This is a genomic window from Rosenbergiella nectarea (genome assembly GCF_900111105.1).
In the GTDB taxonomy this organism is placed as follows: domain Bacteria; phylum Pseudomonadota; class Gammaproteobacteria; order Enterobacterales; family Enterobacteriaceae; genus Rosenbergiella; species Rosenbergiella nectarea.
Genome location: NZ_FOGC01000001.1, coordinates 562,943 through 588,264 on the forward strand (window position 1 = coordinate 562,943; position 25,322 = coordinate 588,264).

Sequence of the window (25,322 nt, forward strand, 5' to 3'; positions counted from 1 at the left end):
TAGCCGACGCCAGGCTATGATTTTTTTTTCGAAAAGAGTTGTGTAATCGTTAAGAGTGTGGCTATTATAGAGGCATCGGTTTGTAGTACAGACCTTATGTAAGCAATTTTAGTAAAGCAGTCATCAGTTCAAGCGTTATCCATCGATATCCTTCCTCATGTGCCTTCTTCTAAGTGACCATAAGCCATTTACTGTATAGCAGATCAGATTCGCCATTCTGAGCGAATCGATAAGTAAGGATTCAACGATGTCTAATAAAATGACTGGTTTAGTAAAGTGGTTTGATGCAGGTAAAGGCTTTGGTTTTATCTCTCCTGCAGATGGCAGTAAAGATGTGTTCGTTCACTTCTCTGCGATCCAAAGCAACGATTTTAAAACGTTAGACGAAGGTCAAAAAGTCGAGTTCTCAATTGAGAGCGGCGCGAAAGGCCCTTCTGCTGCAAACGTTGTTGCTATCTAATTTTTTAGATGCAGTGATAGTTACGATAGCGATGAAGGTGTTGACCGGAGCAGTTAACTATCACATAAAAAAATCCCGCGTAATGCGGGATTTTTTTTATCTACGATTACTTAAAGCGAGTAAGTCGATCGAGATCAGCTTCAATTTCCGCGATCTTATTAGAGACTACCGCCTCTAAATGACGCAGGTCTTCAAGGATTTTATTTTTCAAATCGACCTCTAGTGGATTTTGTTGGCATAACTGATCCAGCTCTTCAATCACATAAGAGAGATTGGGGTTGATCCGTTGAGCCTCGTTTTCAGATAACTGTTCAGCTGACTCGCTTTGGCGAGGATATTTAAATTTGACGCTTTTCGCGAAAAACTCGCCTTTATCCTTCCTAAAATAAATCTTTAAAATATCGTGATGCGCTTCTTGGCGAAGATTGTAGCGATCGATTACTTCAGGATGGGTGATCCCTAAGCTTTTTAAATTATCAAACATAGTTGTTAACCTCTTGAGTTCACCTTTGTCAAAAATCAATCACATCATAGACAAGAAGCGAGTGGATCAATTAATCGTCAATGCTACGAAGTAATTCGTTCACGCCAACTTTGGCGCGGGTTTTCGCATCAACTTTCTTCACGATAACGGCACAGTATAGGCTGTGACTACCGTCCTTGGCTGGCATGCTACCAGAAACGACTACTGAGCCAGCTGGAACACGGCCAAAGAAGACTTCACCGGTTTCACGATCATAGATACGCGTACTTTGGCTAATATAAACGCCCATGGAAATAACCGAACCCTCTTCGACGATGACACCTTCTACAATTTCAGAACGTGCGCCAATAAAGCAGTTATCTTCGATGATAGTAGGATTTGCTTGAAGCGGCTCTAATACCCCGCCAATCCCTACACCACCTGAAAGGTGAACATTTTTACCGATTTGCGCACAAGAGCCAACGGTCACCCAAGTATCGACCATTGTCCCTTCATCGACATAAGCACCAATATTGACATAGGAAGGCATTAGCACGGTGTTACGGGCAATATACGCCCCTTGACGGACGGCTGCGGGTGGGACAACACGTAAGCCTTCTTGACGGAAACGAGCGTCATCGTAGTCTGCAAATTTTAAAGGGACTTTATCGAAATAACGGGTTTCAGCCCCATCCATCACTTGGTTATCATTGATGCGAAACGATAGAAGAACTGCTTTTTTAAGCCACTGATGCGTTACCCACTCACCGTCGATTTTCTCGGCGACACGTACTTCACCTTTATCGATCAGTTGAATGATCTGATTTACGGCATCGCGCGTTTCGCTATCAACGTTGTTAGGCGTGATTTCTGCACGGCGTTCAAAAGCAGCTTCGATGATTTTTTCTAACTGTTGCATCATAATTTCCCAAAAATTCTCATTGTCTAAGTAAGCAGTAAATAAAACTTAACTACCAGTGTGGGGTAAAGCATCAACACTTTACCCATTACGATCTTCCTTGAACTACATTTTATCGGTTGGATTGAGGGTCTCTGTCAACCTTTGACGTAACTGCTCGCGCATTTTTTTACTCAATCCTCGGCGTTCGTTGTCTGCAAGAATAAATAAATCTTCAACACGCTCACCAATTGTACTGATACGGGCGCCGTGGAGTGATATATCAAGCTCAGCAAATATCGCGCCAATCTGCGCCAGTAGTCCGGGCTGATCTAAAGCAACAAGCTCCAAATATGTTCTGCGGTCCGTATGCCCCGGTAAATAATGCACCCGCGTTTCAACGGTAAAGTGGCGCAAGCGTGACGAAGTCCGTCTCGTTTTCGGTATTGTCCATTTCTCTTGCTGTAAGGATTGCGTCAGACCTTGGATGATTGAGGCATGACGATCCTGCGCTAAAGGGGAACCTTCTGGCTCTAAGACAATAAAAGTATCCATCGCCATACCATCACGGTTAGTAAAAATTTGTGCGTCGTGAACACTTAAATTTCTTCTGTCTAATTCACCGGCAACGGTGGCGAATAAATAGGCGCGGTCTGGACTCCAAATAAATATCTCTGTCCCGCCCCGGGCGGATTGTGGGCTAATTAATACTAACGGCTCGGACAACGTATGATTGAGCAAATGCTGTGCATGCCAAGCTAATTGTGTCGGAGTATGGCGTAAGAAATAATCTGCTCGACAACGATTCCATAAATGGAACAGGCGATTTTCGTCCACATCGTTCATGCGTAATAGCGCTAGCGCTTGTTGGCGGTTATGTCTAACACGAGAACGGAGGTCGGGCCGTTTATCTTTGCCACGACGCAGCTGTTTTTCGGTTGCAAAGAAGAGTTCACGTAATAAGCTCTGTTTCCAGCTATTCCACAGGCTCTCATTGGTTGCACAAATATCAGCCACTGTTAGGCAGGTCAGGAACTTAAGTTGGCGCTCATTGACCATTATTTCTGAGAATTGACGAATAACTTCGGGGTCTTGAATATCTCGACGTTGCGCAGTGACTGACATCAAAAGATGATGTTCGACCAGCCAAGCAATCAGTGCACTGTCGCGTGAATTAAGCTGATGCAGCCTGGCAAAGGCGTAAACATCCTCTGCACCCAGTAAACTATGGTCGCCCCCGCGACCCTTGGCAATATCGTGGAAGATAGCGGCGATGATTAAAATCAGGTGATTGGGTGAACGTTGCCAAATTTCTACACACAACGGGTGCTGAGGTCGGACGTCTTCTCTGCCGAAACTTTCGAGCTTCTGCAGCACCCGCATAGTGTGTTCATCAACGGTGTAGGCGTGGAACAGATCAAACTGCATCTGACCGACTATCGACTCCCATTGCGGCAGATAGGCTGCTAACACACCATGATGGTGCATCGGCATCAACGCTCGACTCACCGCGCCGCTACTCCCTAAAATTTCGAGAAACAGAGGTCTGGCGGCCGCTATATCGCATAGCGGTTTTTCCAACTGCTGCAGCGCCAACCGAAGTTGACGCAGCGTAGCTGAATAGATTCCGGTGATTTCTGGATGGCGAACCATCACTAGAAACATTTTTAAGATCGTTTCTGACGATTGCGTAAAGCTCTGGCTATCCCGTAGTTCAATCAGGTCTCCCCTTAAGCGGAAAAGGTCATCGATAGGGCGGGGACGTTCGGTGGTCGGTAGAGTGAGAATGGCTTCATCAAACAACTGTAATAACATCGTATTCAGCTCGCGGATACGACGGGTCACTCGATAGTAGTCCTTCATCATCTTTTCAACGGGGGTATTACCTTCGCCAAGGTAATTCAGGCGTGTTGCGACAGAGAGCTGGCGATCGAACAACAACCGATTGTCATAGCGCGTTAAGGTTTGATGCAAGGCAAAACGTAACCGCCAGAGGAATGATTGACATTTTTTAAGTTCATCGCGTTCTTCGACGGTAAGAAACCCAAATTGCACCATATTGTCTAAGGATGTTGCGCCGAAGTGGCGGTGTGCAACCCATTGCAACATATGAATGTCACGTAATCCCCCCGGGCTACTTTTAATATCGGGCTCTAAATTATAACTGGTGCCGTGATAGCGAAGATGGCGCTCGGTTTGCTCTTTAATTTTTGCTGAGAAAAAGTGGACTGAAGGCCAGAACTCTTCGCTGAAGATATTCTTTTGAAGTTCAAGAAATAGCGAGACATCGCCGATCAACATTCTTGATTCAATCAAATTGGTGGCAATGGTTAAGTCTGCCAGGCCCTCAGTTAGACACTCATCAAGTGTGCGAACGCTTTGCCCCACTTCAAGCTTTACATCCCAGAGCAGGGTAATAAGTTCACTAACATGCTGGGCTTGATGCTCAGTAAGGGGCTGGCGGCTAATAATTAATAGATCAATGTCTGAAAGGGGCAGCAATTCTTGACGGCCATAGCCTCCGACGGCGACTAACGCGAGTTCCGGAGATTCGCTTAAGTGATACAATTTCCAGAGCCGCTGCAAGAGATGATCGATAAAAAGACTTCGTGCAACGATAAGTTCTTCAACGGCTACACCTTGATCAAAAGCTTCAGCGGAGAGTTGCTGAAAGCGGTCAAGAGCGGCTTTTATACTATCACGCTGCAATTGGTCGTCTTGCCAACTCTCTGGAACGTGGATTAATGCAGTCAAAGCTTGAGGAACAGGCACGCTCATTTACTTATTCTCATCATAAAAAAAGCCGGCAGGTTGCCGGCTTTATGATTAATTCAGTAAGATCTTACTTAGTTAACTAACACCGCAGGTAGGGTTTCATCTTTACGAAGCGTTAAAATCTCACAGCCAGTATCTGTGACCACAATAGTATGCTCGTATTGTGCAGACAAGCTTCGATCTTTAGTTTTTACTGTCCAACCATCTTTCATGCTGCGAATACGATAGTCACCAGCGTTAACCATCGGTTCGATAGTAAACGTCATCCCTGCTTGCAACAGCACACCTTGATCATCGGCATCGTAGTGCAACACTTGTGGCTCTTCGTGGAAGCCTTTACCGATACCGTGGCCGCAATATTCACGGACTACAGAGAAGTTTTGGGCTTCAACAAACTTCTGAATTTCTTTACCCAGAGTACGTAAGCGAATACCCGGTTTCACCAAACGTAATGCCAGATAAAGACTTTCTTGAGTAATTTTACACAGACGCTCACCCAGAATAGTCGGTTTACCCACGATAAACATCATTGAGGTATCGCCGTGATACTCGTCTTTGATTACGGTGACGTCGATATTGACGATATCGCCTTCTTTTAATAAGCGTTCGTCGCTGGGAATACCATGGCAAACCACCTCATTGATAGAGATGCAGACGGATTTTGGGAAGCCGTGATAACCCAAACATGCTGAGACTGCTTGCTGCTGTTCGGTAATATACGTCGCGCAGATGCGATCTAGCTCACCCGTGGATATACCGGGTTTAATGTGTGCACCAATCATTTCCAGCACTTCAGCGGCAAGACGGCCTGCCACACGCATTTTTTCGATTTCTTCAGGTGTTTTAATTGAGATAGCCATAAATTTCGTTTCCAAAGTAGCCAGAATACACAGTGCTGGCGATTACCTAATAATTGCGACATAGGTTAACACAGGCTGCCCCTGCGCTGCCAATATCCCCGTCGTAAAGCACTATTGAAGTCTCTAAAAAGTGAACAAAATATAGCACCAAGGACTATTTTATGGTATAAAGCGCGCCGATGATTCTTTATCTCTCCTCTCGAAAGATAGGGCATCACTTACACTCATTATGTGAAAGGTGGTTTTCGCAGTTTACTGTGAAGGTCAAACCAAAACACACATGTACCGACACATACTCCGGGGTGCCTGCAAAGGTCGGTGGTATGGGGTACATGGAGGCTCAACCCCAATTAAAATTTTAGAGGTTATAATGGCAACTGTTTCAATGCGCGATATGCTGAAGGCTGGTGTTCACTTCGGTCACCAAACTCGTTACTGGAATCCAAAAATGAAACCTTTCATTTTCGGAGCACGTAATAAAGTTCACATCATCAACCTTGAGCAAACTGTACCAATGTTCAACGACGCTCTGGCTGAGTTGCACAAGATTTCTTCTCGTAAAGGGAAAATCTTAATGGTTGGTACTAAGCGCGCAGCAAGCGAAGCTGTTAAAGAAGCAGCACTAAGCTGTGACCAGTACTTCGTTAACCATCGCTGGTTAGGTGGTATGCTGACTAACTGGAAAACTGTTCGTCAGTCAATCAAACGCCTGAAAGATCTTGCAGCACAATCACAAGACGGTACTTTCGAGAAGTTAACTAAGAAAGAAGCGTTAATGCGTGGTCGTGAACTGGCTAAACTGGAAAACAGCTTAGGCGGTATCAAAGACATGGGCGGCCTGCCTGATGCATTATTCGTCATCGATGCTGATCACGAACACATCGCAATCAAAGAAGCAAACAACTTAGGTATTCCAGTATTTGCTATCGTTGATACCAACTCTGATCCAGATGGTGTTGATTACATCATCCCTGGTAACGACGATGCGATCCGTGCAGTCACCCTGTACCTGACCGCTGTAGCGACAACTGTTCGCGAAGCGCGTTCACAAGATCTGGCTGCACAAGCAGAAGCTGCATCTTTAGAAAACGCCTGATAATCTTTACTCGAAAGAGTACTGGCATCAGATGTAATCTGTCAGGGGCCAGCAATGGCCCCTTCGTATATTCAATGTATTGAACGTCCTCTTATCGTTTGATACATATCCACTCCTACGAAAATGATGCTGTTTAGGCCCAATAATGGAAGTAAACAGGTCACAGTTAACCGAGGAAAATAGAATGGCTGAAATTACCGCTGCTCTGGTAAAAGAACTGCGTGAGCGTACTGGCGCAGGCATGATGGATTGTAAAAAAGCGCTGACTGAAGCGAGTGGCGACATCGAGCTTGCAATCGAAAACATGCGTAAATCTGGTGCGATCAAAGCGGCTAAAAAAGCGGGTAACGTCGCAGCAGATGGCGTGATCAAAACTAAGATTGCTGGCGATTTCGCTGTAATCTTAGAAGTTAACTGCCAAACTGACTTCGTTGCTAAAGATGCTGGTTTCCAAGCGTTCGCTGATAAAGTGTTAGACGCTGCAGCTGCTGATAAAGTAGCGGATGTTGAAGTATTAAAAGCGCAATTCGAAGAAGAGCGCGTTGCACTAGTCGCTAAAATTGGCGAAAACATCAACATCCGTCGCGTTGCAGTACTAGAAGGCGACGTTTTAGGTAGCTACCTGCACGGTGCTCGTATCGGTGTTGTTGTCGCAGCAACCGGTGCAGACGAAGAGCTGGTCAAGCAAATTGCTATGCACATCGCTGCAAGCAAGCCAGAATTCGTTAAGCCTGAAGACGTTTCTGCTGAAGTTGTTGAGAAAGAGTACCAAGTACAGCTCGACATCGCGATGCAATCTGGTAAGCCCAAAGAAATCGCAGAAAAAATGGTTAAAGGCCGTATGGAGAAGTTCACCGGTGAAGTCTCACTGACTGGACAAAGCTTCGTTATGGATCCAAGCAAAACTGTTGGTCAACTGCTGAAAGAAAAAGGCGCTGACGTAACGGGCTTTATCCGCTTTGAAGTGGGTGAAGGTATTGAGAAAGTTGAGACTGATTTCGCTGCTGAAGTTGCAGCAATGTCTAAGCAGTCTTAATGCTAAAAAGAACCGCCAGTCAGGCGGTTCTTTTTTGTCAAAGGTAACACTATCCGATTTTTTCTCATTCTGTTTTTTTCAACGAAAAATATGGGATGATTAACCCGAAAACCACTCCTATTATTCAGCCAATTTCCGGGAATAAACTATTATGGCGACGAACGCAAAACCTGTATATCAACGTATTCTTCTAAAACTGAGTGGCGAAGCGCTTCAGGGGACTGAAGGGTTTGGAATTGATGCGAGTATCTTAGACCGCATGGCTCAGGAAGTTAAAGAGTTAGTCGAACTTGGTATCCAGGTCGGTGTCGTTATTGGAGGCGGCAATTTATTCCGTGGAGCCGGTCTAGCGAAAGCGGGTATGAACCGTGTTGTCGGCGATCACATGGGAATGCTCGCGACGGTAATGAATGGCTTGGCGATGCGTGATGCACTTCATCGTGCATACGTCAATGCTCGCTTAATGTCAGCCATTCCTTTGAACGGTGTATGTGATAACTATAGCTGGGCAGAAGCCATTAGCTTGTTGCGCCAAAATAAAGTCGTTATCTTCTCGGCAGGTACGGGAAATCCGTTCTTCACCACCGACTCTGCTGCATGTCTGCGCGGTATCGAAATTGAAGCAGACGTCGTCTTAAAAGCAACAAAAGTTGACGGAGTCTTTTCTGCCGATCCCGTCCAATTCCCTGATGCAGTGCTTCACGATAAAATCAGTTATCAAGATGTCTTAGAACGCGAGCTGAAAGTGATGGACCTCGCTGCATTTACGCTAGCGCGTGACCATAATTTACCGATCCGTGTTTTCAACATGAACAAGCCAGGTGCGCTACGCCGCGTTGTAATGGGCGAAAATGAAGGCACATTAATTTCGCAATAATTCCTGTGTCTTAGAAAATAAGGTATATTCTGGTAGAGATAAGTTCGTTCGGGGCTGTCGGCCAGAGTGACAGGTAAAGTGAATAACTTCGAGAGTTATCGAAGTGCATTAACAATCCAAGGGTTTTAACGTGATTAACGATATTAAAAAAGATGCTGAAGTCCGCATGGACAAATGCGTCGAAGCATTCAAAACAGCAATCAGCAAAATTCGTACCGGACGTGCGTCCCCGTCACTACTGGATGGTATTGTCGTAGAATACTACGGTACCCCTACGCCACTGCGCCAATTAGCCAGTGTCACGGTAGAAGATTCACGAACGTTGAAGATCAACGTGTTTGATCGTTCTATGGGCCCGGCAGTCGAAAAAGCGATTATGGCGTCAGACTTGGGATTAAACCCAAGTTCTGCAGGGGCTGATATTCGTGTGCCACTTCCCGCGCTGACGGAAGAGCGTCGTAAAGACTTAATCAAGATTGTTCGAGCAGAAGCTGAGCAAGGTCGTGTCTCGGTTCGTAACGTACGTCGTGACGCGAATGATAAAGTGAAGGCATTATTAAAAGATAAAGAAATCAGTGAAGATGACGATCGTCGCTCACAAGATGATGTTCAAAAGCTTACTGATGTGAGCATCAAAAAAGTTGATGCCGCACTTGCGGATAAAGAGAAAGAACTTCTCGATTTCTAAGCATTAATTCTGCTTCACAACGCCGTAATGAAGGCTCAGCGATTGAGTTTTCTTACGGCGTTTTGTTTATGTCATTTAGGAATGATGGGTTCTCACCTCACTAAGAGAATGGAAAATCAATGCAACGATTAACGATACTGGGTTCTACCGGCTCGATAGGCACCAATACCTTGGATGTGGTGAGAGAAAATCCCGATCTATATAAGGTGAGTGCATTAGTCGGTGGAAAAAATTCGACTTTAATGGCAGAGCAGTGTGCAGAATTTCGACCAGATTACGTCGCGATGGCGGATGAAGAATCAGCTAACGCACTTCGTGAGAGACTGGCTACATTGAAATTGACGGTTGATGTCTCTTCGGGAATACAGGCAGCGTCAGAATTAGCGGCTTTACCTGAAGTTGACCAAGTCATGTCATCCATCGTTGGCGCATCTGGACTCCTGCCTACACTCTCCGCGATCAAAGCAAGCAAACGCGTTCTATTAGCTAACAAAGAGTCCTTAGTGACGTGCGGCAAATTGTTTATGGATGCAGTCCATGACTTCAATGCGCGTTTGCTACCGGTAGATAGTGAACACAATGCTATTTTTCAGAGTTTACCTGAGACTTTACAGCAACAACTTGGGTATGGTGACCTAAGCGAAAATGGTGTGGATTCAATCATCCTTACGGGGTCAGGCGGGCCTTTTAGACAGACGCCAGTAGAAGAATTGGTAAATAAAACGCCCGATCAAGCCTGTGCTCACCCTAATTGGTCAATGGGCAGAAAGATCTCCGTAGATTCTGCGACCATGATGAATAAAGGGCTGGAATATATTGAAGCAAGGTGGTTATTCAATGCCCAGCGCTCGCAGATGGAGGTCATCATTCATCCGCAATCAGTGATTCACTCTATGGTGCGTTATCGGGATGGGAGTGTTATTGCTCAGCTGGGGACACCGGATATGAAAACGCCGATTGCTCACTCAATGGCTTGGCCGAATCGCGTGAGTACCGGCGGCAAACCGTTAGATTTCACGCAGCTGCAGTCTCTGAGCTTCAATCAACCTGATTACCAACGCTACCCTTGCTTAGCACTGGCTATCGATGCGTGTGATGAAGGGCAGTCCTTTACAACGGCATTAAATGCAGTCAACGAAGTTGCTGTAGCCGCTTTTTTAGAAGGGCGAATTTTATTTACTGACGTTGCGGCACTTAATTCAGATATTTTAGGTCAAATACACTTTAATGAGCCTAAGAGTATCGACGACGTTTTACAAATTGATGAAGAGAGTCGCGCCTTAGCGCGTCAACGGATAGAAAGACACTTCTAAGCCTTTTCAGCAGGGCAACAGATTTGTCGCTCTATGCGGAAAATGGTATAGTCGCTCGCCGTCTTTTTCTGATTTCACTCGTACTCTTAATTGATTGGAATAGGCTACCGGGAAAAAGTTGCGAATAAATCGATGCGTTTTTAATAGAGAGTAAAGCCCGATATGTTGTCACAAGGCCAAAATGAAGCAGAATGGCTACCTCAAGTTTTACCACAACACGTTGCTATCATCATGGATGGGAACGGGCGTTGGGCGAAAAATCGCGGTAAATTAAGGGTGTCAGGCCATAAAGCTGGCGCCAAAGCAGTGAGGAAAACGGTGCGTTTTGCGGCTAAACACCACATTAAGGCGCTCACTCTTTATGCTTTTAGTAGCGAGAATTGGAGCCGTCCGGCTCAAGAAGTGACTGCGTTAATGGAACTTTTTATCTGGGCTTTAGAGAGCGAAGTAAAATCTTTACATAAAAATGATGTCCGCTTACGCGTGATTGGCGATACCTCAGGCTTTAATAAAAAAATCCAAGACCGCATTACTAAAGCGGAAATGTTAACGGCAAATAATAGTGGGTTAACCTTAAACATAGCCGCGAACTATGGTGGACGTTGGGATGTCGTTCACGGCGTAAAACAGCTAGCGGAACAAGTGAAAAAGGGAGTACTACAACCAGAAGATATTACGGAAGATAGCTTGAACTCGCAGCTCTGCCTCTCGGACTTACCTGCAGTAGATCTCGTGATTAGAACCGGTGGTGAGTATCGAATTAGTAATTTCTTGATATGGCAAGTGGCGTACGCAGAGTTTTATTTTAGCCCGGTGCTTTGGCCCGATTTTGATGAACAAGAATTTCAAGGTGCTTTGGATGCTTTTTCCCAACGGGAACGCCGATTTGGCGGTGTTGTCTCCAATGAATCTTAATATCCGGGGGTTTTTTTGTTAAAGTCTCGTCTCTTAACTGCAATAATTCTGATACCACTTGTTATTGCGGCACTTTTTTTCCTACCCGCCGACGGCTTTATTCTGGTCGTATTAGCCATCACTATGCTAGCTGCATGGGAGTGGGGACAGTTCGCAGGGCTTAAGACACCTTTGCAGCGTATTCTTTTAGCGTTGGTATTCGGATTGTTACTCGCGGGTATGGTGTTTATGCTCCCTCCCTATCAACGGGATATACACCAACCCTATGTCGCACTCTCATTGTGGATCTCACTGAGTTGGTGGTGTGTCGCACTGCTGATGGTACTTGCCTACCCAAAATCGAAAATTTTATGGGAACGCTCACGATTTTTACCTTTAATTTTCGGTGCCTTAACACTCGTTCCTTTTTTCTGGGGCATGCTGGTTCTACGCCAATATCATTATGATTTTGACCGTTACGCTGGTGCGTGGTGGCTGTTATTTGTCCTTCTCTTAGTGTGGGGCGCCGATTCAGGAGCCTACCTTTTTGGAAAGCTATTTGGTCGACATAAACTTGCGCCTAAAGTGTCACCGGGTAAGACGCTAGAAGGCTGTTTAGGTGGGTTAGCGACCTCTGCGGGGATTGCCTGGGTTTTCGCGTATTATGCGCCCCTCAACGTTGCGCCGACTAGCCTAATCTGTAGTGCAGTAGTTGCCGCGTTGGCTTCTGTGCTGGGTGATTTGACTGAGAGCATGTTCAAGCGTGCCTCAGGAATTAAAGATAGTGGCAACTTGATCCCAGGACACGGCGGTATTCTCGACAGAATCGATAGTTTGACGGCTGCAGTCCCCGTCTTTACTTGCGTGTTATTACTCATATTTCAGGTGAAATAAGGAGTTAACCTTTGGGAAGTTTTTTCTGGAGTCTTGCAGCCTTTATTGTTGCTATAGCGATTCTTATTACTGTCCACGAATTTGGACATTTTTGGGTAGCGCGGCGTTGTGGAGTTTGGGTTGAACGCTTTTCAATAGGTTTTGGCCCCGCCATCTGGCGACGTAAGGACAAGCAAGGGACTGAGTTTGTTATCGCGATTATTCCCCTTGGCGGCTACGTTAAGATGCTGGATAGCCGCGTTGAAACCGTTCCAGAAAACCGCCGTCACGAAGCATTTGACTTTAAAACCGTGGGGCAACGTAGTGCCATTATTGCAGCGGGGCCGGTGGCAAATTTCCTGTTTGCGATAGTGGCCTATTGGTTAGTTTTCATGCATGGCGTTCCGGCAGTCAAACCCATTATCGGGCAGGTAATGAGTGGCTCAATCGCTGAGCAATCTCATTTGGTGGCTGGGACGGAACTAAAATCGATAGATGGTATCGAAACGCCTGACTGGGATGCTGCACGTTTAGCCTTGATATCAAAAATTGGTGATCCTTCTGCTGAACTAATGGTAACGCTGAGTGGTCAACAGGGGCAGATCGAAAAACATGTCGATTTAAGACAGTGGAAATTTGACCCTGAAAAGCAGGATCCGTTGGTCGCATTAGGCTTGATTCCGGTTCAACCAAAAATAGAACAAGTGCTCGCCCAAGTGCAAAAAAATTCTCCAGCTGATAAAGCAGGTTTGCAAGCTGGCGATAGGATCGCTAAAGTCAACGGTCAGCAGGTGAACGATTGGGCCTTTTTTGCCAAGGTGATTAAAGACAGTCCACAACAGCCGTTGAAAGTTGACGTCGAGCGCGGGGGAAGTTTGGTGGCGTTGACCTTAACGCCAGAAGCTAAGCCGGGCTCAAGTAAAGAAGGCTTTGCAGGGGTAATACCTCGTGTTGAACCGCTACCGGATGCTTATAAAACCGAGCACCGTTACGGTCCATTATCTGCCTTGGCAGAGGCCACGACTAAATCCTGGCAACTGATAAAGCTTACTGTGACAATGCTTGGTAAGTTAGTGTTAGGCGATATCAAGCTGAATAGCCTTAGCGGTCCAATTTCGATTGCACAAGGTGCAGGGGCTTCAGCGGGTTATGGTATGATTTACTATTTAATGTTTTTGGCATTAATTAGTGTGAATTTAGGGATTATCAACTTAGTTCCCTTACCTGTGTTAGATGGAGGTCACTTACTCTTCCTCTTGATTGAGAAAATCAAAGGCGGAGCAGTGTCAGAGCGAGTTCAGGCGTTCAGTTATCGTATTGGTTCAGTACTACTAATACTGTTAATGGGCCTGGCACTTTTCAATGATTTCTCTCGCTTGTAGACGATAATCTACTTGTGAGGATTAGTTAGGAACACGCAAAAAAACGATGGCGATGAAAAAATTGCTCATAGCGTCGCTGCTGTTCAGCAGCGCCACCGTGTACGGTGCAGACGATTTCGTGGTGAGAGACATTCATTTCGAAGGCCTGCAGCGAGTCGCTGTCGGCGCGGCCCTGCTCAGTATGCCGGTACGTGTTGGTGATACAGTCAACGACGATGACATTAAAAACAGTATTCGTTCCCTCTTTGCGACGGGTAACTTTGAAGACGTTCAGGTATTGCGTGATGGTAATAACCTGATTGTTCAAGTCAAAGAACGCCCGACGATTGCAAGTATTACCTTTTCAGGTAATAAGGCAGTCAAAGAGGACCAACTTAAACAAAACCTAGAGGCTTCTGGAGTCCGTGTCGGCGAAGCGCTTGACCGCACGACTATCTCCTCTATTGAGAAGGGACTTGAAGACTTCTACTACAGTGTCGGTAAGTATACCGCTAGCGTTAAGGCTATCGTTACGCCACTGCCACGTAACCGCGTCGATCTCAAATTTGTCTTCTCTGAAGGTGTTTCTGCCAAAATTCAGCAGATCAATATCGTAGGGAATAAGGCATTTAGCTCTGACGAGCTAATTTCGCGCTTCCAATTACGTGATGATGTACCGTGGTGGAACCTCGTTGCTGATCAGAAATATCAGAAACAAAAACTTGCCGGTGACTTAGAAACCCTACGCAGTTTTTATTTAGACCGTGGTTATGCACGTTTTAATATCGACTCGACCCAAGTGAGTTTAACCCCTGATAAGAAGGGTATTTATATTACTGTCAACATTAACGAAGGCAGCCAATATAAAATTGCCGGTGTTGATGTTAACGGAAGCATGGCCGGTCACTCAGCTGAAATTGAAAAGCTGGCTAAAATTGAGCCAGGTGAACTTTACAACGGTGCCAAGGTTACGCAGATTGAAGATAACATCAAAAAACTGCTGGGCAACTATGGTTACGCGTATCCACGTGTGATGACTCAACCTGAGATCAACGATACGGATAAGACCGTTAAACTGCATATCAGTGTTGATTCGGGTAATCGTTTCTACGTCCGTAAAATTCGCTTTGAAGGTAATACCACGTCTAAAGATTCAGTCTTACGTCGCGAAATGCGTCAAATGGAAGGGTCTTGGCTAGGAAGCGGACTTGTCGACCAAGGTAAAGAGCGTTTAAACCGTACCGGTTACTTTGAAACCGTTGATGTCGATACACAACGTGTTCCAGGTTCCGCTGACCAAGTTGATGTTGTCTATAAGGTTAAAGAACGCAATACAGGTACCTTTAACATCGGTGTGGGCTACGGTACTGAAAGTGGCGTCAGCTTCCAAGTGGGTGTTACACAAGATAACTGGATGGGAACAGGTAACACTGTAGGGATTAGTGGGACGAAAAACGACTACCAAACCTACGCTGAGCTTTCCATGACTGACCCGTACTTTACCGTTGACGGAGTGAGTTTAGGTGGGCGCCTATTCTATAACGACTTCAAAGCTGACGATGCAGACCTGTCTGACTATACCAATAGAAGTTATGGCTTAGATGGAACCTTAGGTTTCCCGATTAACGAAGACAACTCCTTACGTGTTGGCCTGGGTTATGTGCATAACGATCTGTCTGACATGCAACCGCAAGTCGCGATGTGGCGTTATTTTAAATCAGTAGGCAAAAACTTCCCTACCAGTAATGACGACAGCGATTACTCTACTGATGACTTCACCCTTAATCTGGGCTGGACTTATAACACACTTGATCGTGGATTCTTCCCAACATCGGGTAACCAGACCAATGTGAACGGTAAAGTCACGATTCCTGGATCGGATAACAAGTTCTACAAAGTGACGCTGGATAGCCAACAATATGTCCCACTTGATAAGGACCGTACTTGGGTCCTATTAGGTCGTGGTCGCTTAGGATACGGCGATGGGCTAGGCGGTAAAGAGATGCCGTTCTATGAGAACTTCTATGCAGGGGGTTCAAGCACTGTTCGTGGTTTCCAATCGAACACTATCGGACCGAAAGCCGCTTACTATAACTACGGTTCTTCTTCAAATTGTGATAATTCAACCAGCGCAATTTGTAAGTCGAATGATGCGGTGGGCGGTAACGCGATGGCAGTGGCGAGTTTAGAACTTATTACTCCGACTCCGTTTGTCAGCGAAAAATACTCTAACTCGTTAAGAACCTCTGTCTTTGTTGATGCGGGGACGGTTTGGGATACTAACTGGGACGATACTGCACAAATGCGTGCGCTAGGCATTCCTGACTACAGCAAACCAGGCAACATTCGCGTTTCGTCGGGTGTCGCTCTACAATGGATGTCTCCGCTTGGACCACTTGTATTCTCTTATGCACTACCGATTAAGAAATACGAAGGCGACAAATCGGAACAGTTCCAGTTTAATATCGGTAAAACGTGGTAATATATTATCGGTAAATCAATTGCGATGGCAGGGAATTCTCCCTGTCATTTTGCATAAAATGGTGTTTTACGCACTCAAGGTAATGGAAAGGAGTATATAGTGAAAAAGTTGTTATGTGCCGCGGGTCTTGGATTGGCATTAGCTGCATCAGCTGCACAAGCTGCTGATAAAATTGCAGTAGTGAACGTCTCCAATATTTTCCAACAATTACCCCAACGTGCAACCGTTGCGAAGCAATTGGAAAATGAGTTCAAAGGTCGTGCGACTGATCTTCAAGCACAAGAGCGTGCTATCCAAGCTCAAATGCAGAACTTGCAACGTAATGGTTCAACCATGAAAGCAAGCGAGCGTTCAAGCTTAGAGAAAGACATCATGGCTAAGCGTCAAAGCTTTGAGAACAAAGCACAAGCTTTTGAACAAGACAACCGTCGTCGTCAAATGGAAGAGCGTAACAAGATTCTCTCTAACATCCAAACTGCAGTGAAGAAAGTTGCGGATGATGAAGGCTATGACGTAGTTTTAGATACCAACTCAGTTGCTTATGCAGCGAATTCTAAAGACATCACTGCTGATGTGCTGAAACAGGTTAAATAACCGATGGCATCTATTAGTCTGGCTGAACTAGCCCGCCAATTAGATGCAACGGTGCATGGAGATGGCGATATCGCCATCTCCGGCATTGCGTCGATGCAATCTGCGGGTGCCGAACAGATCACTTTTCTCGCAAACAGTCGCTACCGCGAGCAACTCTCTCAGTGCAACGCTGCAGCTGTGGTGCTGACGGAAGCTGATTTAGAATTTTGTCACAGTGCGGCATTAGTGGTTAATAACCCCTACCTTACTTATGCGAAATTAGCGCAAATTTTAGATACGACACCTCAACCAGCAGAAAACATTGCACCCTCTGCCGTTATCGCGAGTGACGTTTCATTAGGTAATAACGTCTCTATAGGCGCTAATGCTGTCATAGAGTCAGGTGTGGTGTTAGGGGATAATGTCGTGATTGGCCCAGGCTGTTTTGTCGGGAAAAAGACGACAATCGGATCCCATACGCGGCTGTGGGCAAACGTATCGATTTATCATGAAATCAAAATTGGTAGCCATTGCTTAATTCAGTCTGGCACCGTGATCGGTGCAGATGGATTCGGTTACGCAAACGATCGAGGCAATTGGATAAAAATCCCTCAGCTCGGTACCGTTGTGATTGGCGACCGTGTTGAAATTGGCGCATGTACGACAATCGATCGCGGCGCGTTAGATAATACGCAAATCGGTAATGGTGTGATTATCGATAATCAATGTCAGATTGCACATAATGTCATTATTGGCGACAATACCGCAGTGGCGGGTGGTGTCATCATGGCAGGTAGCTTAAAAATTGGACGTTACTGCATGATTGGCGGCGCTAGTGTCATCAATGGCCACATGGAAATTTGTGATAAAGTAACGGTAACAGGAATGGGAATGGTCATGCGGCCAATCACCGAGCCAGGCATCTATTCTTCAGGTATTCCGTTACAATCTAATAAGCAGTGGCGTAAGACTGCTGCATTGGTCATGAACATCAATGAGATCAATAAACGTTTGAAAACGCTCGAACGTCAAGCTACCTCGAACAGCGACACTTAAGAGCCAAAGGCCATCCTCACGTCATCGTTGCATAATTATATAAACAATGAAATGTGCGCGGCCTGTTTACCCTTTGCGACCGATTAACTTTTTTTATCGTGTCGTTTTTTGCTAACATTTTAGAGCAGGAAGAGTATCTTGACTACTGAAACACATACTCTGGCGATTGAAGAGATCTTTGATCTACTTCCACACCGCTATCCGTTTTTACTCGTTGATCGCGTTTTAGATTTTGAACCACATACTTTTTTGCGTGCGGTTAAAAATGTCAGTGTTAATGAACCGTTCTTCCAAGGTCACTTCCCCGGTAAGCCTATTTTTCCAGGCGTATTGATTCTGGAAGCGATGGCACAAGCCACAGGGATCCTCGCGTTTAAAAGCGTGGGGGGTCTAGAGCCTGGTGAACTGTACTATTTTGCTGGTATCGATAACGCGCGCTTTAAAAAGCCTGTTGTCCCTGGTGATCAGATGGTGATGGAAGTCACGTTTGAAAAAACTCGCCGTGGACTGACTCGCTTCAAAGGGGTCGCAACCGTTGACGGTAAAGTCGTCTGTGAAGCGACTATGATGTGTGCCCGTAGCCGGGAGGCGTAAAGTGATTGATCAATCAGCTCGCATCCATCCCACCGCAATTGTCGAAGAAGGTGCTAAAATCGGCCCTGAAGTGACGATTGGTCCCTTTTCAATCATTGGAAAGAATGTCGAAATCGGTGCCAGAACGGTATTGAAATCTCACGTGGTGGTCAATGGTTTCACGCAGATAGGACAAGATAATCTCATCTTCCAATTTACGTCTGTTGGTGAAGTTAACCAAGATCTAAAATATGCGGGAGAGGATACTAAGCTGATCATCGGTGATCATAATAGTATTCGTGAAGGCTGTTCTATTCACCGTGGTAGTGTGCAAGGAGGAGGTGTTACCCGAATCGGTAATCATAACCTTCTGATGGGGAATACCCATGTTGGGCATGATGGGCTGATTGGTAATCACTGTATTTTTGCTAACAATGCTACCCTTGCCGGGCATGTAACAGTGGATGATCACGCTATCATTGGTGGAATGACCGCAGTGCATCAATGGTGCACTATTGGTGCTCACGTGATGGTTGGTGGTTGCTCTGGGGTGGTACAAGATGTTCCACCTTATGTGATTGCACAGGGTAATCACGCTTCACCTTATGGTATCAATATCGAAGGTCTAAAACGCCGCGGTTTCAGTAAGGAAGCTCTACACGCAATTCGTAATGCTTATAAATTACTTTACCGCAGTGGCCGACCTCTCGAAGAGGTTAAGCCAGAAATCGCTGCCTTGGCTCAAGAACACAGTGAAGTTCAACCTTTCTATGATTTCTTCGCTCGCTCGACACGCGGTCTAATACGATAAAAGGTTCTCATGCGCCCTTTGACTGTTGCCCTTATCGCCGGAGAAACCTCCGGCGATATTTTAGGTGCCGGATTAATCCGTTCGCTTAAACAAAAAAATCCAAATATCCGATTCGTTGGGGTCGCTGGCCCGCTCATGCAAGCTGAAGGTTGCGAGGCATGGTACGAAATGGAAGAGTTGGCGGTAATGGGTATTGTCGAGGTACTGGGCCGTTTAAGAAGGTTGCTGCACATCCGTCGTGAGTTAACTGAGCGGTTGACGGCGCTTAAGCCTGATGTTTTCGTTGGTATTGACGCCCCCGATTTCAATATTCCCTTAGAAGGTAAATTAAAGCGAGCAGGGATCCCGACCATTCACTATGTCAGTCCCTCTGTTTGGGCATGGCGTCAAAAAAGAGTCTTCAAAATAGGTCGCAATACTGACTTGGTGTTAGCTTTTCTACCTTTCGAAAAAGCCTTTTACGATCGTTTTGATGTGCCTTGCCAATTTATCGGCCATAAAATGGCGGACGATATCGCCCTGCACCCTGATAAGTTAGCGGCGAGACAGACGTTAAATATTCCCCCTCAAGCCCGCTGCTTAGCACTACTTCCCGGCAGTCGCTCGAGTGAGGTTGACATGCTGAGTGCAGATTTTATCCGTGCAGCGGTCTTGCTAAGAGAGCGTTACCCCGATCTTGAAATTATCGTTCCTGCCGCCAATGCACATCGTGCCGAGCAATTCCTTGCCATCAAGCAGGAGGTCGCGCCGACGTTATCGCTAAATTTGGTTGAGGGGAAAGCGCGTGAAGTGATGATCGCGAGCGATGCAGCAATATTGGCTTCGGGTACTGCGGCATTAGAATGTATGTTAGCGAAATGTCCAATGGTCGTTGGCTATCGAATGAAGCCTTTTACTTTCTGGCTGGCAAAACGATTAGTGAAAACAGAATGGGTATCCTTACCCAACCTTCTCGCTGGCAGGGAATTGGTGAAAGAGCTGCTTCAAGAAGAGTGTACCCCCCAACATTTAGCCACAGCGCTTGAGCCGTTGTTGCATGACAGCACCGAGCGGCAGGAGCTGCTCGCAACTTTTCAAACATTGCATCAGCAAATACGTTGGGATGCTGATAATCAAGCTGCACAAGCAGTACTGGAACTTATCGATGCCTGAGTTAGTTTACCCCATCGCCCACTGTATTGCTGGTGTTGATGAAGTGGGACGTGGACCTTTGGTGGGCGCTGTTGTCACGGCTGCAGTCATTCTAGATCCCAATAGACCTATTTTGGGATTAGCGGACTCGAAAAAAATAAGTGAAAAGAAACGGCTGATGTTATGCAGCGAAATCAAGGAAAAAGCGTTATCTTGGTCGATTGGTCGTGCAGAGCCGCAAGAGATTGACCAGCTCAATATCCTTCATGCTACGATGCTTGCAATGCAGCGTGCCGTGACCGGGCTTTCAATTACGCCTGACTTTGTATTGATTGATGGTAATCGTTGTCCAGCCTTATCAATGCCTGCTCAAGCGGTGGTGAAGGGCGATAGTTTAGTGGCTGAGATCAGTGCGGCTTCTATTATCGCGAAGGTTACTCGAGACCACGAAATGGCGTTACTCGATGAGCAATACCCACAGTATGGATTTGCTCAGCATAAAGGCTATCCTACCGCTAAGCATCTTGAGCAATTGGCACGTTTTGGTCCAATTCCTGAACATCGTCGCAGTTTTGCGCCGGTCAGAAATATATTGGCCGCCCTGTCAAACTAATCAGAGAACGGTAAACCCGATAAGCGAGCATTATGGCTAACCCACGTTTTATTCATCTTCATGTCCATAGCGATTACTCCATGATTGATGGTATCGCTAAAACCGGTGCCTTAGTAAAAAAAACTGCGAGTTTAGGCATGCCTGCTCTGGGTATCACGGACCATATGAACTTGTGTGGATTGGTCAAATTTTATGGTGCAGCGTTAGGCGCGGGTGTTAAACCGATCATTGGTGCTGACCTCAAGGTCATCACTCCTCTGTTGGGTGACGAGCCGATGCAGTTAACGGTACTCGCGGCCAACAATGATGGCTATCAGAACCTGACACTGCTTATTTCTAAAGCCTATCAACGAGGGTACGGGCATCAAGGGCCGATTGTTGATCAACAATGGTTAACTGAGCATGCCTCGGGTCTTATCCTTTTGTCGGGGGGCTTTAAAGGGGATGTGGGTTACAGCTTGTTGAGAGGTAACGTTGCGCTGGCAGAACAGTGTCTTGCCTTTTACCAAGAATACTTCCCAAATAATTACTATCTTGAACTCACACGAACGGGTCGTAACGAGGAAGAGAGCTATTTGCACCAAGCGCTACAATTAGCGGTTAATCATCAAATTCCCGTCGTAGCAAGTAATGATGTGTGTTTCCTCAGCCGACAAGATTTTGACGCACACGAAATTCGAGTTGCCATCCACGATGGCTACACGCTTGATGATCCCAAGCGTCCCAAGCTTTATACGGAACAGCAATACCTTCGTACTGAAGAAGAAATGTGCGAACTTTTTGCCGATATTCCCGAAGCACTGGCTAACAGTGTCGAGATAGCCCGTCGTTGTAATGTCACCATCCGACTCGGTGAGTATTTTCTCCCTCAATTTCCAACGGGGGAGATGACCACGGAAGACTTTTTGGTCGCGAGTTCCAAAGCAGGATTGGAAGAGAGGCTACTTTTCCTATTCCCAGACGATGAAATCCGTGCGGCTAAGCGCCCAGCCTATGATGAACGATTAGAGATAGAACTAACGGTTATCAACCAGATGGGCTTCCCCGGATACTTCCTTATCGTGATGGAATTTATCCAGTGGTCGAAAGATAATGGCGTGCCTGTTGGCCCTGGTCGGGGATCCGGTGCCGGATCATTAGTCGCCTATGCACTGAAAATTACTGACCTCGATCCATTAGAATTTGATCTACTTTTTGAACGGTTCCTAAATCCTGAACGTGTCTCGATGCCCGACTTCGATGTTGACTTTTGCATGGAGAAACGTGATTTAGTCATTGATCATGTGGCCGAGATGTATGGTCGCGAAGCGGTATCACAGATTATTACCTTTGGAACCATGGCGGCGAAAGCGGTTATTCGTGATGTCGGTCGAGTTCTCGGGCATCCTTACGGCTTCGTTGATCGTATTTCAAAATTAATCCCACCTGACCCGGGGATGACATTAGAGAAAGCCTTTATTGCTGAGCCTCAGCTACCTGAGATCTACGAAGCGGATGAAGAAGTTAAAGCGCTTATCGATATGGCTCGTAAGCTCGAAGGTGTGACGCGTAATGCTGGCAAACATGCGGGAGGCGTGGTTATCGCGCCGACTAAAATCACCGATTTTGCCCCACTGTACTGTGATGAACTCGGCCAACATCCTGTCACGCAATTCGATAAAAACGATGTGGAATATGCAGGACTGGTCAAATTTGACTTCCTAGGCTTACGGACGCTAACTATCATCAACTGGGCATTGCAGATGATCAATGCACGGCGCGAGAAGCAAGGCGAGCCGCCGATCAATATTGATGCGATCCCGCTCGATGATAAAAAAAGCTTTGATATGCTTCAGCGCGCGGAAACCACCGCCGTATTCCAGCTTGAATCGCGCGGGATGAAAGATCTGATCAAGCGATTAAAGCCCGACTGCTTTGAAGACATGATCGCATTGGTAGCGTTATTCCGCCCCGGGCCATTACAGTCAGGAATGGTTGACAACTTCATTGACCGTAAACATGGCCGTGAAGCAATCTCTTACCCGGACATTCAGTGGCAGCATGAAACTTTGCAACCAGTACTTGAGCCAACCTATGGCATTATTTTGTATCAAGAACAGGTCATGCAGATTGCGCAAGTACTCTCCGGCTATACACTAGGCGGTGCTGACATGTTGCGCCGGGCGATGGGTAAAAAGAAACCCGAAGAGATGGCTGAGCAGCGCTCAGTCTTTAAAGAGGGCGCAGAGCGAATGGGCGTCGATGGCGAATTGTCGATGAAGATCTTCGACCTAGTGGAAAAATTCGCTGGCTATGGTTTTAACAAATCCCACTCAGCGGCTTATGCGCTGGTTTCCTACCAAACATTATGGCTAAAAGCACACTACCCGGCTGAGTTTATGGCCGCCGTCATGACCGCTGATATGGATAATACGGAAAAAGTGGTTGGGTTAGTCGATGAATGTTGGCGAATGGGCTTAAAGGTCCTACCACCCGATATTAACGCTGGGCTCTATCCATTCCACGTCAATAACGACGGTGAAATTGTTTACGGGATAGGTGCAATAAAGGGTGTCGGTGAAGGTCCAATTGAAGCAATACTTGAAGCGAGGAATCAAGGCGGTTATTTTAAGGAGCTATTTGACCTCTGTGCGCGCACGGATATCAAAAAAATTAATCGCCGTGTGATGGAAAAACTGATAATGTCCGGTGCCTTCGACCGATTAGGGCCACATCGGGCGGCATTGATGAGTGCGCTAAATGATGCACTCAAGGCTGCTGATCAGCATTCAAAGGCAGAAGCAACAGGGCAGGGCGATATGTTTGGTGTTCTCGCAGAAGAACCCGAACAAATCGAACAGTCATATGCCAGTATAAATCGATGGCCAGAACAGGTACAGTTAGACGGTGAAAGGGAGACGTTGGGATTATACCTCACAGGTCATCCGATTAATCAGTATCTGAAGGAAATCGAACGTTATGTTGGCGGGATGCGTTTAAAAGATATGCATCCTACTGAGCGTGGAAAAATAACCATCGCCGCAGGGTTAGTCCTGGCTGCAAGAGTCATGGTTACTAAACGTGGCAACCGAATTGGTATTTGTACACTGGATGATCGCTCTGGCCGTTTAGAAGTAATGTTATATACTGACGCGCTAGACAAATATCAGCAGTTACTGGAAAAAGATAAAATTCTGATCGTTAGTGGACAGGTCAGTTTCGATGATTTCTCTGGTGGTCTTAAAATGATTGCAAGAGAAGTGATGGATATTGATGAAGCTCGCGAAAAATATGCTCGCGGGCTTGCTCTCTCACTAATGGACAGGCAAATTGATGACCAGCTTTTAAACCGTCTTCGACAGGTTCTTGAACCTCACCGTTCAGGCACCATCCCGGTGAATCTCTATTACCAAAGAGACGATGCTCGGGCTAAATTGCGATTTGGGGCAACTTGGCGGGTAACGCCGAGTGATCGTTTACTCAACGATCTACGTCTCGTCATCGGAACGGAGCAGGTTGAACTGGAGTTTGATTAAAACAGGAACATTATGAGTCTTAATTACCTGGATTTTGAACAGCCTATCGCTGAACTTGAAGCGAAAATTGATTCACTGAAATCCCTTGGCCCTCAAGATGAAAAGCACGACATTAATCTTGATGATGAAATTCAACGCTTGCGTGGCAAAAGTGTTGAGCTTACTAAAAAAATCTTCGCAGATTTAGGCGCTTGGCAAGTTGCACAATTAGCGCGTCATCCAATGCGCCCATACACCTTGGACTATGTGCGTAATGCGTTTGATGATTTCGATGAGTTAGCGGGTGATCGGGCTTATGCAGACGACAAAGCAATCGTTGGTGGTATCGCACGTTTAGACGGGCGTCCAGTGATGATTATTGGTCATCAAAAAGGTCGCGAGACGAAAGAAAAAATTCGCCGCAATTTTGGTATGCCTGCGCCAGAGGGATACCGTAAAGCACTGCGTCTGATGGAAATGGCTGAGCGCTTTAAAATGCCTATCATCACCTTTATCGATACCCCAGGGGCTTACCCAGGTGTCGGGGCTGAAGAACGGGGTCAGGCAGAAGCGATTGCCCGTAACCTACGTGAAATGGCAGGTTTAACGGTACCAGTAATTTGTACCGTTATTGGTGAAGGCGGCTCGGGTGGTGCATTGGCAATCGGTGTGGGCGATAAAGTCAACATGCTGCAATACAGCACCTACTCTGTTATTTCGCCAGAAGGATGTGCGTCAATCCTGTGGAAGAGTGCGGATAAGGCGCCGTTGGCTGCCGAAGCAATGGGCATTACTGCTGATCGTCTTTCCGAACTTGAGCTAATTGACTCTGTGATCCCTGAGCCATTAGGGGGGGCACACCGTCACCCTAAAGAGATGGCTGCAGCGCTTAAAGAGCAATTATTATCGGATCTGGCCGAGCTTGATCAACTCTCCACCGAAGAGCTATTAGATCGCCGTTACGAGCGTCTGATGAGCTACGGTTACGCCTAAGC

22 protein-coding genes are annotated in these 25,322 nt (G+C 46.2%); 18 read left to right on the forward strand and 4 right to left on the reverse strand.

What is annotated here, in order from left to right:
• Positions 1-247 precede the first annotated feature (247 nt).
• Positions 248-460 (forward strand): transcription antiterminator/RNA stability regulator CspE, encoded by a 213-nt coding sequence (gene cspE / locus BMX14_RS02605; RefSeq protein ID WP_092672295.1) that lies wholly within the window; start codon positions 248-250, stop codon positions 458-460.
• A gap of 106 nt (positions 461-566) precedes the next feature.
• Here cspE and BMX14_RS02610 read toward each other — a convergent pair whose 3' ends face one another.
• The 4 genes from BMX14_RS02610 to map all read right to left on the reverse strand — a co-directional run bounded on the left by BMX14_RS02610 (position 567) and on the right by map (position 5,456).
• Positions 567-944: a DUF3461 family protein gene (locus tag BMX14_RS02610; protein WP_092672298.1), complete on the reverse strand. Its 378-nt coding sequence runs from the start codon at positions 942-944 to the stop codon at positions 567-569.
• A 70-nt stretch (positions 945-1,014) separates the two neighbouring features.
• Positions 1,015-1,842, reverse strand: coding sequence for a 2,3,4,5-tetrahydropyridine-2,6-dicarboxylate N-succinyltransferase (dapD, locus tag BMX14_RS02615; protein ID WP_092672301.1), 828 nt, complete (start codon positions 1,840-1,842; stop codon positions 1,015-1,017).
• Positions 1,843-1,947: 105 nt separating this feature from the next.
• Positions 1,948-4,599: a bifunctional uridylyltransferase/uridylyl-removing protein GlnD gene (gene glnD / locus BMX14_RS02620; protein WP_092672304.1), complete on the reverse strand. Its 2,652-nt coding sequence runs from the start codon at positions 4,597-4,599 to the stop codon at positions 1,948-1,950.
• 68 nt (positions 4,600-4,667) lie between these two features.
• Positions 4,668-5,456 carry a type I methionyl aminopeptidase gene (gene map / locus BMX14_RS02625; protein WP_092672307.1) on the reverse strand — a complete coding sequence of 263 codons (789 nt, stop codon included), beginning with the start codon at positions 5,454-5,456 and terminating at the stop codon, positions 4,668-4,670.
• A 370-nt stretch (positions 5,457-5,826) separates the two neighbouring features.
• Here map and rpsB point away from each other — a divergent pair, with 370 nt between their 5' ends.
• The 17 genes from rpsB (at position 5,827) to accA (ending at position 25,320) form a co-directional block, all read left to right on the forward strand.
• Positions 5,827-6,552, forward strand: coding sequence for a 30S ribosomal protein S2 (gene rpsB / locus BMX14_RS02630; RefSeq protein ID WP_092672310.1), 726 nt, complete (start codon positions 5,827-5,829; stop codon positions 6,550-6,552).
• A 184-nt stretch (positions 6,553-6,736) separates the two neighbouring features.
• Positions 6,737-7,588 (forward strand): translation elongation factor Ts, encoded by an 852-nt coding sequence (gene tsf / locus BMX14_RS02635; RefSeq protein ID WP_092672313.1) that lies wholly within the window; start codon positions 6,737-6,739, stop codon positions 7,586-7,588.
• A gap of 151 nt (positions 7,589-7,739) precedes the next feature.
• Positions 7,740-8,465, forward strand: coding sequence for a UMP kinase (pyrH, locus tag BMX14_RS02640; RefSeq protein WP_092672316.1), 726 nt, complete (start codon positions 7,740-7,742; stop codon positions 8,463-8,465).
• Positions 8,466-8,595: 130 nt separating this feature from the next.
• A complete protein-coding gene (frr, locus tag BMX14_RS02645; protein WP_062811997.1) occupies positions 8,596-9,153 on the forward strand; it encodes a ribosome recycling factor in 558 nt (185 codons plus the stop codon).
• Between the two features lie 119 nt (positions 9,154-9,272).
• Positions 9,273-10,466, forward strand: a complete 1,194-nt coding sequence (ispC, locus tag BMX14_RS02650; protein ID WP_092672320.1) for a 1-deoxy-D-xylulose-5-phosphate reductoisomerase — start codon at positions 9,273-9,275, stop codon at positions 10,464-10,466.
• Between the two features lie 162 nt (positions 10,467-10,628).
• Positions 10,629-11,381: a (2E,6E)-farnesyl-diphosphate-specific ditrans,polycis-undecaprenyl-diphosphate synthase gene (gene ispU / locus BMX14_RS02655; protein WP_092672323.1), complete on the forward strand. Its 753-nt coding sequence runs from the start codon at positions 10,629-10,631 to the stop codon at positions 11,379-11,381.
• Positions 11,382-11,396: 15 nt separating this feature from the next.
• Positions 11,397-12,254, forward strand: coding sequence for a phosphatidate cytidylyltransferase (gene cdsA, locus BMX14_RS02660; RefSeq protein WP_092672326.1), 858 nt, complete (start codon positions 11,397-11,399; stop codon positions 12,252-12,254).
• 11 nt (positions 12,255-12,265) lie between these two features.
• On the forward strand, positions 12,266-13,615 hold the full coding sequence (rseP, locus tag BMX14_RS02665) for a sigma E protease regulator RseP (protein WP_092672329.1): 1,350 nt from the start codon (positions 12,266-12,268) through the stop codon (positions 13,613-13,615).
• A gap of 46 nt (positions 13,616-13,661) precedes the next feature.
• Positions 13,662-16,076: an outer membrane protein assembly factor BamA gene (bamA, locus tag BMX14_RS02670; RefSeq protein WP_092672332.1), complete on the forward strand. Its 2,415-nt coding sequence runs from the start codon at positions 13,662-13,664 to the stop codon at positions 16,074-16,076.
• Between the two features lie 99 nt (positions 16,077-16,175).
• Positions 16,176-16,670, forward strand: coding sequence for a molecular chaperone Skp (gene skp / locus BMX14_RS02675; RefSeq protein ID WP_092672335.1), 495 nt, complete (start codon positions 16,176-16,178; stop codon positions 16,668-16,670).
• A 3-nt stretch (positions 16,671-16,673) separates the two neighbouring features.
• Entirely contained in the window at positions 16,674-17,705 is a 1,032-nt protein-coding gene (lpxD, locus tag BMX14_RS02680) for a UDP-3-O-(3-hydroxymyristoyl)glucosamine N-acyltransferase (protein ID WP_092672338.1), read from the forward strand.
• Positions 17,706-17,843: 138 nt separating this feature from the next.
• The gene (fabZ, locus tag BMX14_RS02685; protein WP_092672341.1) at positions 17,844-18,299 is read left to right on the forward strand and encodes a 3-hydroxyacyl-ACP dehydratase FabZ; all 456 of its coding nucleotides are present in this window, start codon (positions 17,844-17,846) and stop codon (positions 18,297-18,299) included.
• A 1-nt stretch (position 18,300) separates the two neighbouring features.
• Positions 18,301-19,089: an acyl-ACP--UDP-N-acetylglucosamine O-acyltransferase gene (lpxA, locus tag BMX14_RS02690; protein ID WP_092672344.1), complete on the forward strand. Its 789-nt coding sequence runs from the start codon at positions 18,301-18,303 to the stop codon at positions 19,087-19,089.
• A gap of 9 nt (positions 19,090-19,098) precedes the next feature.
• Positions 19,099-20,241 carry a lipid-A-disaccharide synthase gene (lpxB, locus tag BMX14_RS02695; protein WP_092672347.1) on the forward strand — a complete coding sequence of 381 codons (1,143 nt, stop codon included), beginning with the start codon at positions 19,099-19,101 and terminating at the stop codon, positions 20,239-20,241.
• Positions 20,234-20,833, forward strand: a complete 600-nt coding sequence (gene rnhB, locus BMX14_RS02700) for a ribonuclease HII (protein WP_092672350.1) — start codon at positions 20,234-20,236, stop codon at positions 20,831-20,833. The genes lpxB and rnhB overlap by 8 nt, the downstream gene beginning before the upstream one ends.
• A 32-nt stretch (positions 20,834-20,865) precedes the next feature.
• Positions 20,866-24,348: a DNA polymerase III subunit alpha gene (gene dnaE / locus BMX14_RS02705; RefSeq protein WP_092672353.1), complete on the forward strand. Its 3,483-nt coding sequence runs from the start codon at positions 20,866-20,868 to the stop codon at positions 24,346-24,348.
• A 12-nt stretch (positions 24,349-24,360) separates the two neighbouring features.
• Complete coding sequence (gene accA, locus BMX14_RS02710; protein ID WP_092672356.1) at positions 24,361-25,320, forward strand: acetyl-CoA carboxylase carboxyl transferase subunit alpha; 960 nt, start codon at positions 24,361-24,363, stop codon at positions 25,318-25,320.
• Positions 25,321-25,322: the final 2 nt, after the last annotated feature.

Bases quoted from the DNA above. Each gene is read 5' to 3' on its own strand.
- lpxD (WP_092672338.1), top strand. From the start codon at position 16,674: ATGGCATCTATTAGTCTGGCTGAACTAGCCCGCCAATTAGATGCAACG.
- rnhB (WP_092672350.1), top strand. From the start codon at position 20,234: ATGCCTGAGTTAGTTTACCCCATCGCCCACTGTATTGCTGGTGTTGAT.
- dapD (WP_092672301.1), bottom strand. From the start codon at position 1,842: ATGCAACAGTTAGAAAAAATCATCGAAGCTGCTTTTGAACGCCGTGCA.
- pyrH (WP_092672316.1), top strand. From the start codon at position 7,740: ATGGCGACGAACGCAAAACCTGTATATCAACGTATTCTTCTAAAACTG.
- dnaE (WP_092672353.1), top strand. From the start codon at position 20,866: ATGGCTAACCCACGTTTTATTCATCTTCATGTCCATAGCGATTACTCC.
- cspE (WP_092672295.1), top strand. From the start codon at position 248: ATGTCTAATAAAATGACTGGTTTAGTAAAGTGGTTTGATGCAGGTAAA.
- tsf (WP_092672313.1), top strand. From the start codon at position 6,737: ATGGCTGAAATTACCGCTGCTCTGGTAAAAGAACTGCGTGAGCGTACT.
- BMX14_RS02610 (WP_092672298.1), bottom strand. From the start codon at position 944: ATGTTTGATAATTTAAAAAGCTTAGGGATCACCCATCCTGAAGTAATC.
- rpsB (WP_092672310.1), top strand. From the start codon at position 5,827: ATGGCAACTGTTTCAATGCGCGATATGCTGAAGGCTGGTGTTCACTTC.
- accA (WP_092672356.1), top strand. From the start codon at position 24,361: ATGAGTCTTAATTACCTGGATTTTGAACAGCCTATCGCTGAACTTGAA.
- bamA (WP_092672332.1), top strand. From the start codon at position 13,662: ATGGCGATGAAAAAATTGCTCATAGCGTCGCTGCTGTTCAGCAGCGCC.
- ispC (WP_092672320.1), top strand. From the start codon at position 9,273: ATGCAACGATTAACGATACTGGGTTCTACCGGCTCGATAGGCACCAAT.
- lpxB (WP_092672347.1), top strand. From the start codon at position 19,099: ATGCGCCCTTTGACTGTTGCCCTTATCGCCGGAGAAACCTCCGGCGAT.
- glnD (WP_092672304.1), bottom strand. From the start codon at position 4,599: ATGAGCGTGCCTGTTCCTCAAGCTTTGACTGCATTAATCCACGTTCCA.
- map (WP_092672307.1), bottom strand. From the start codon at position 5,456: ATGGCTATCTCAATTAAAACACCTGAAGAAATCGAAAAAATGCGTGTG.
- ispU (WP_092672323.1), top strand. From the start codon at position 10,629: ATGTTGTCACAAGGCCAAAATGAAGCAGAATGGCTACCTCAAGTTTTA.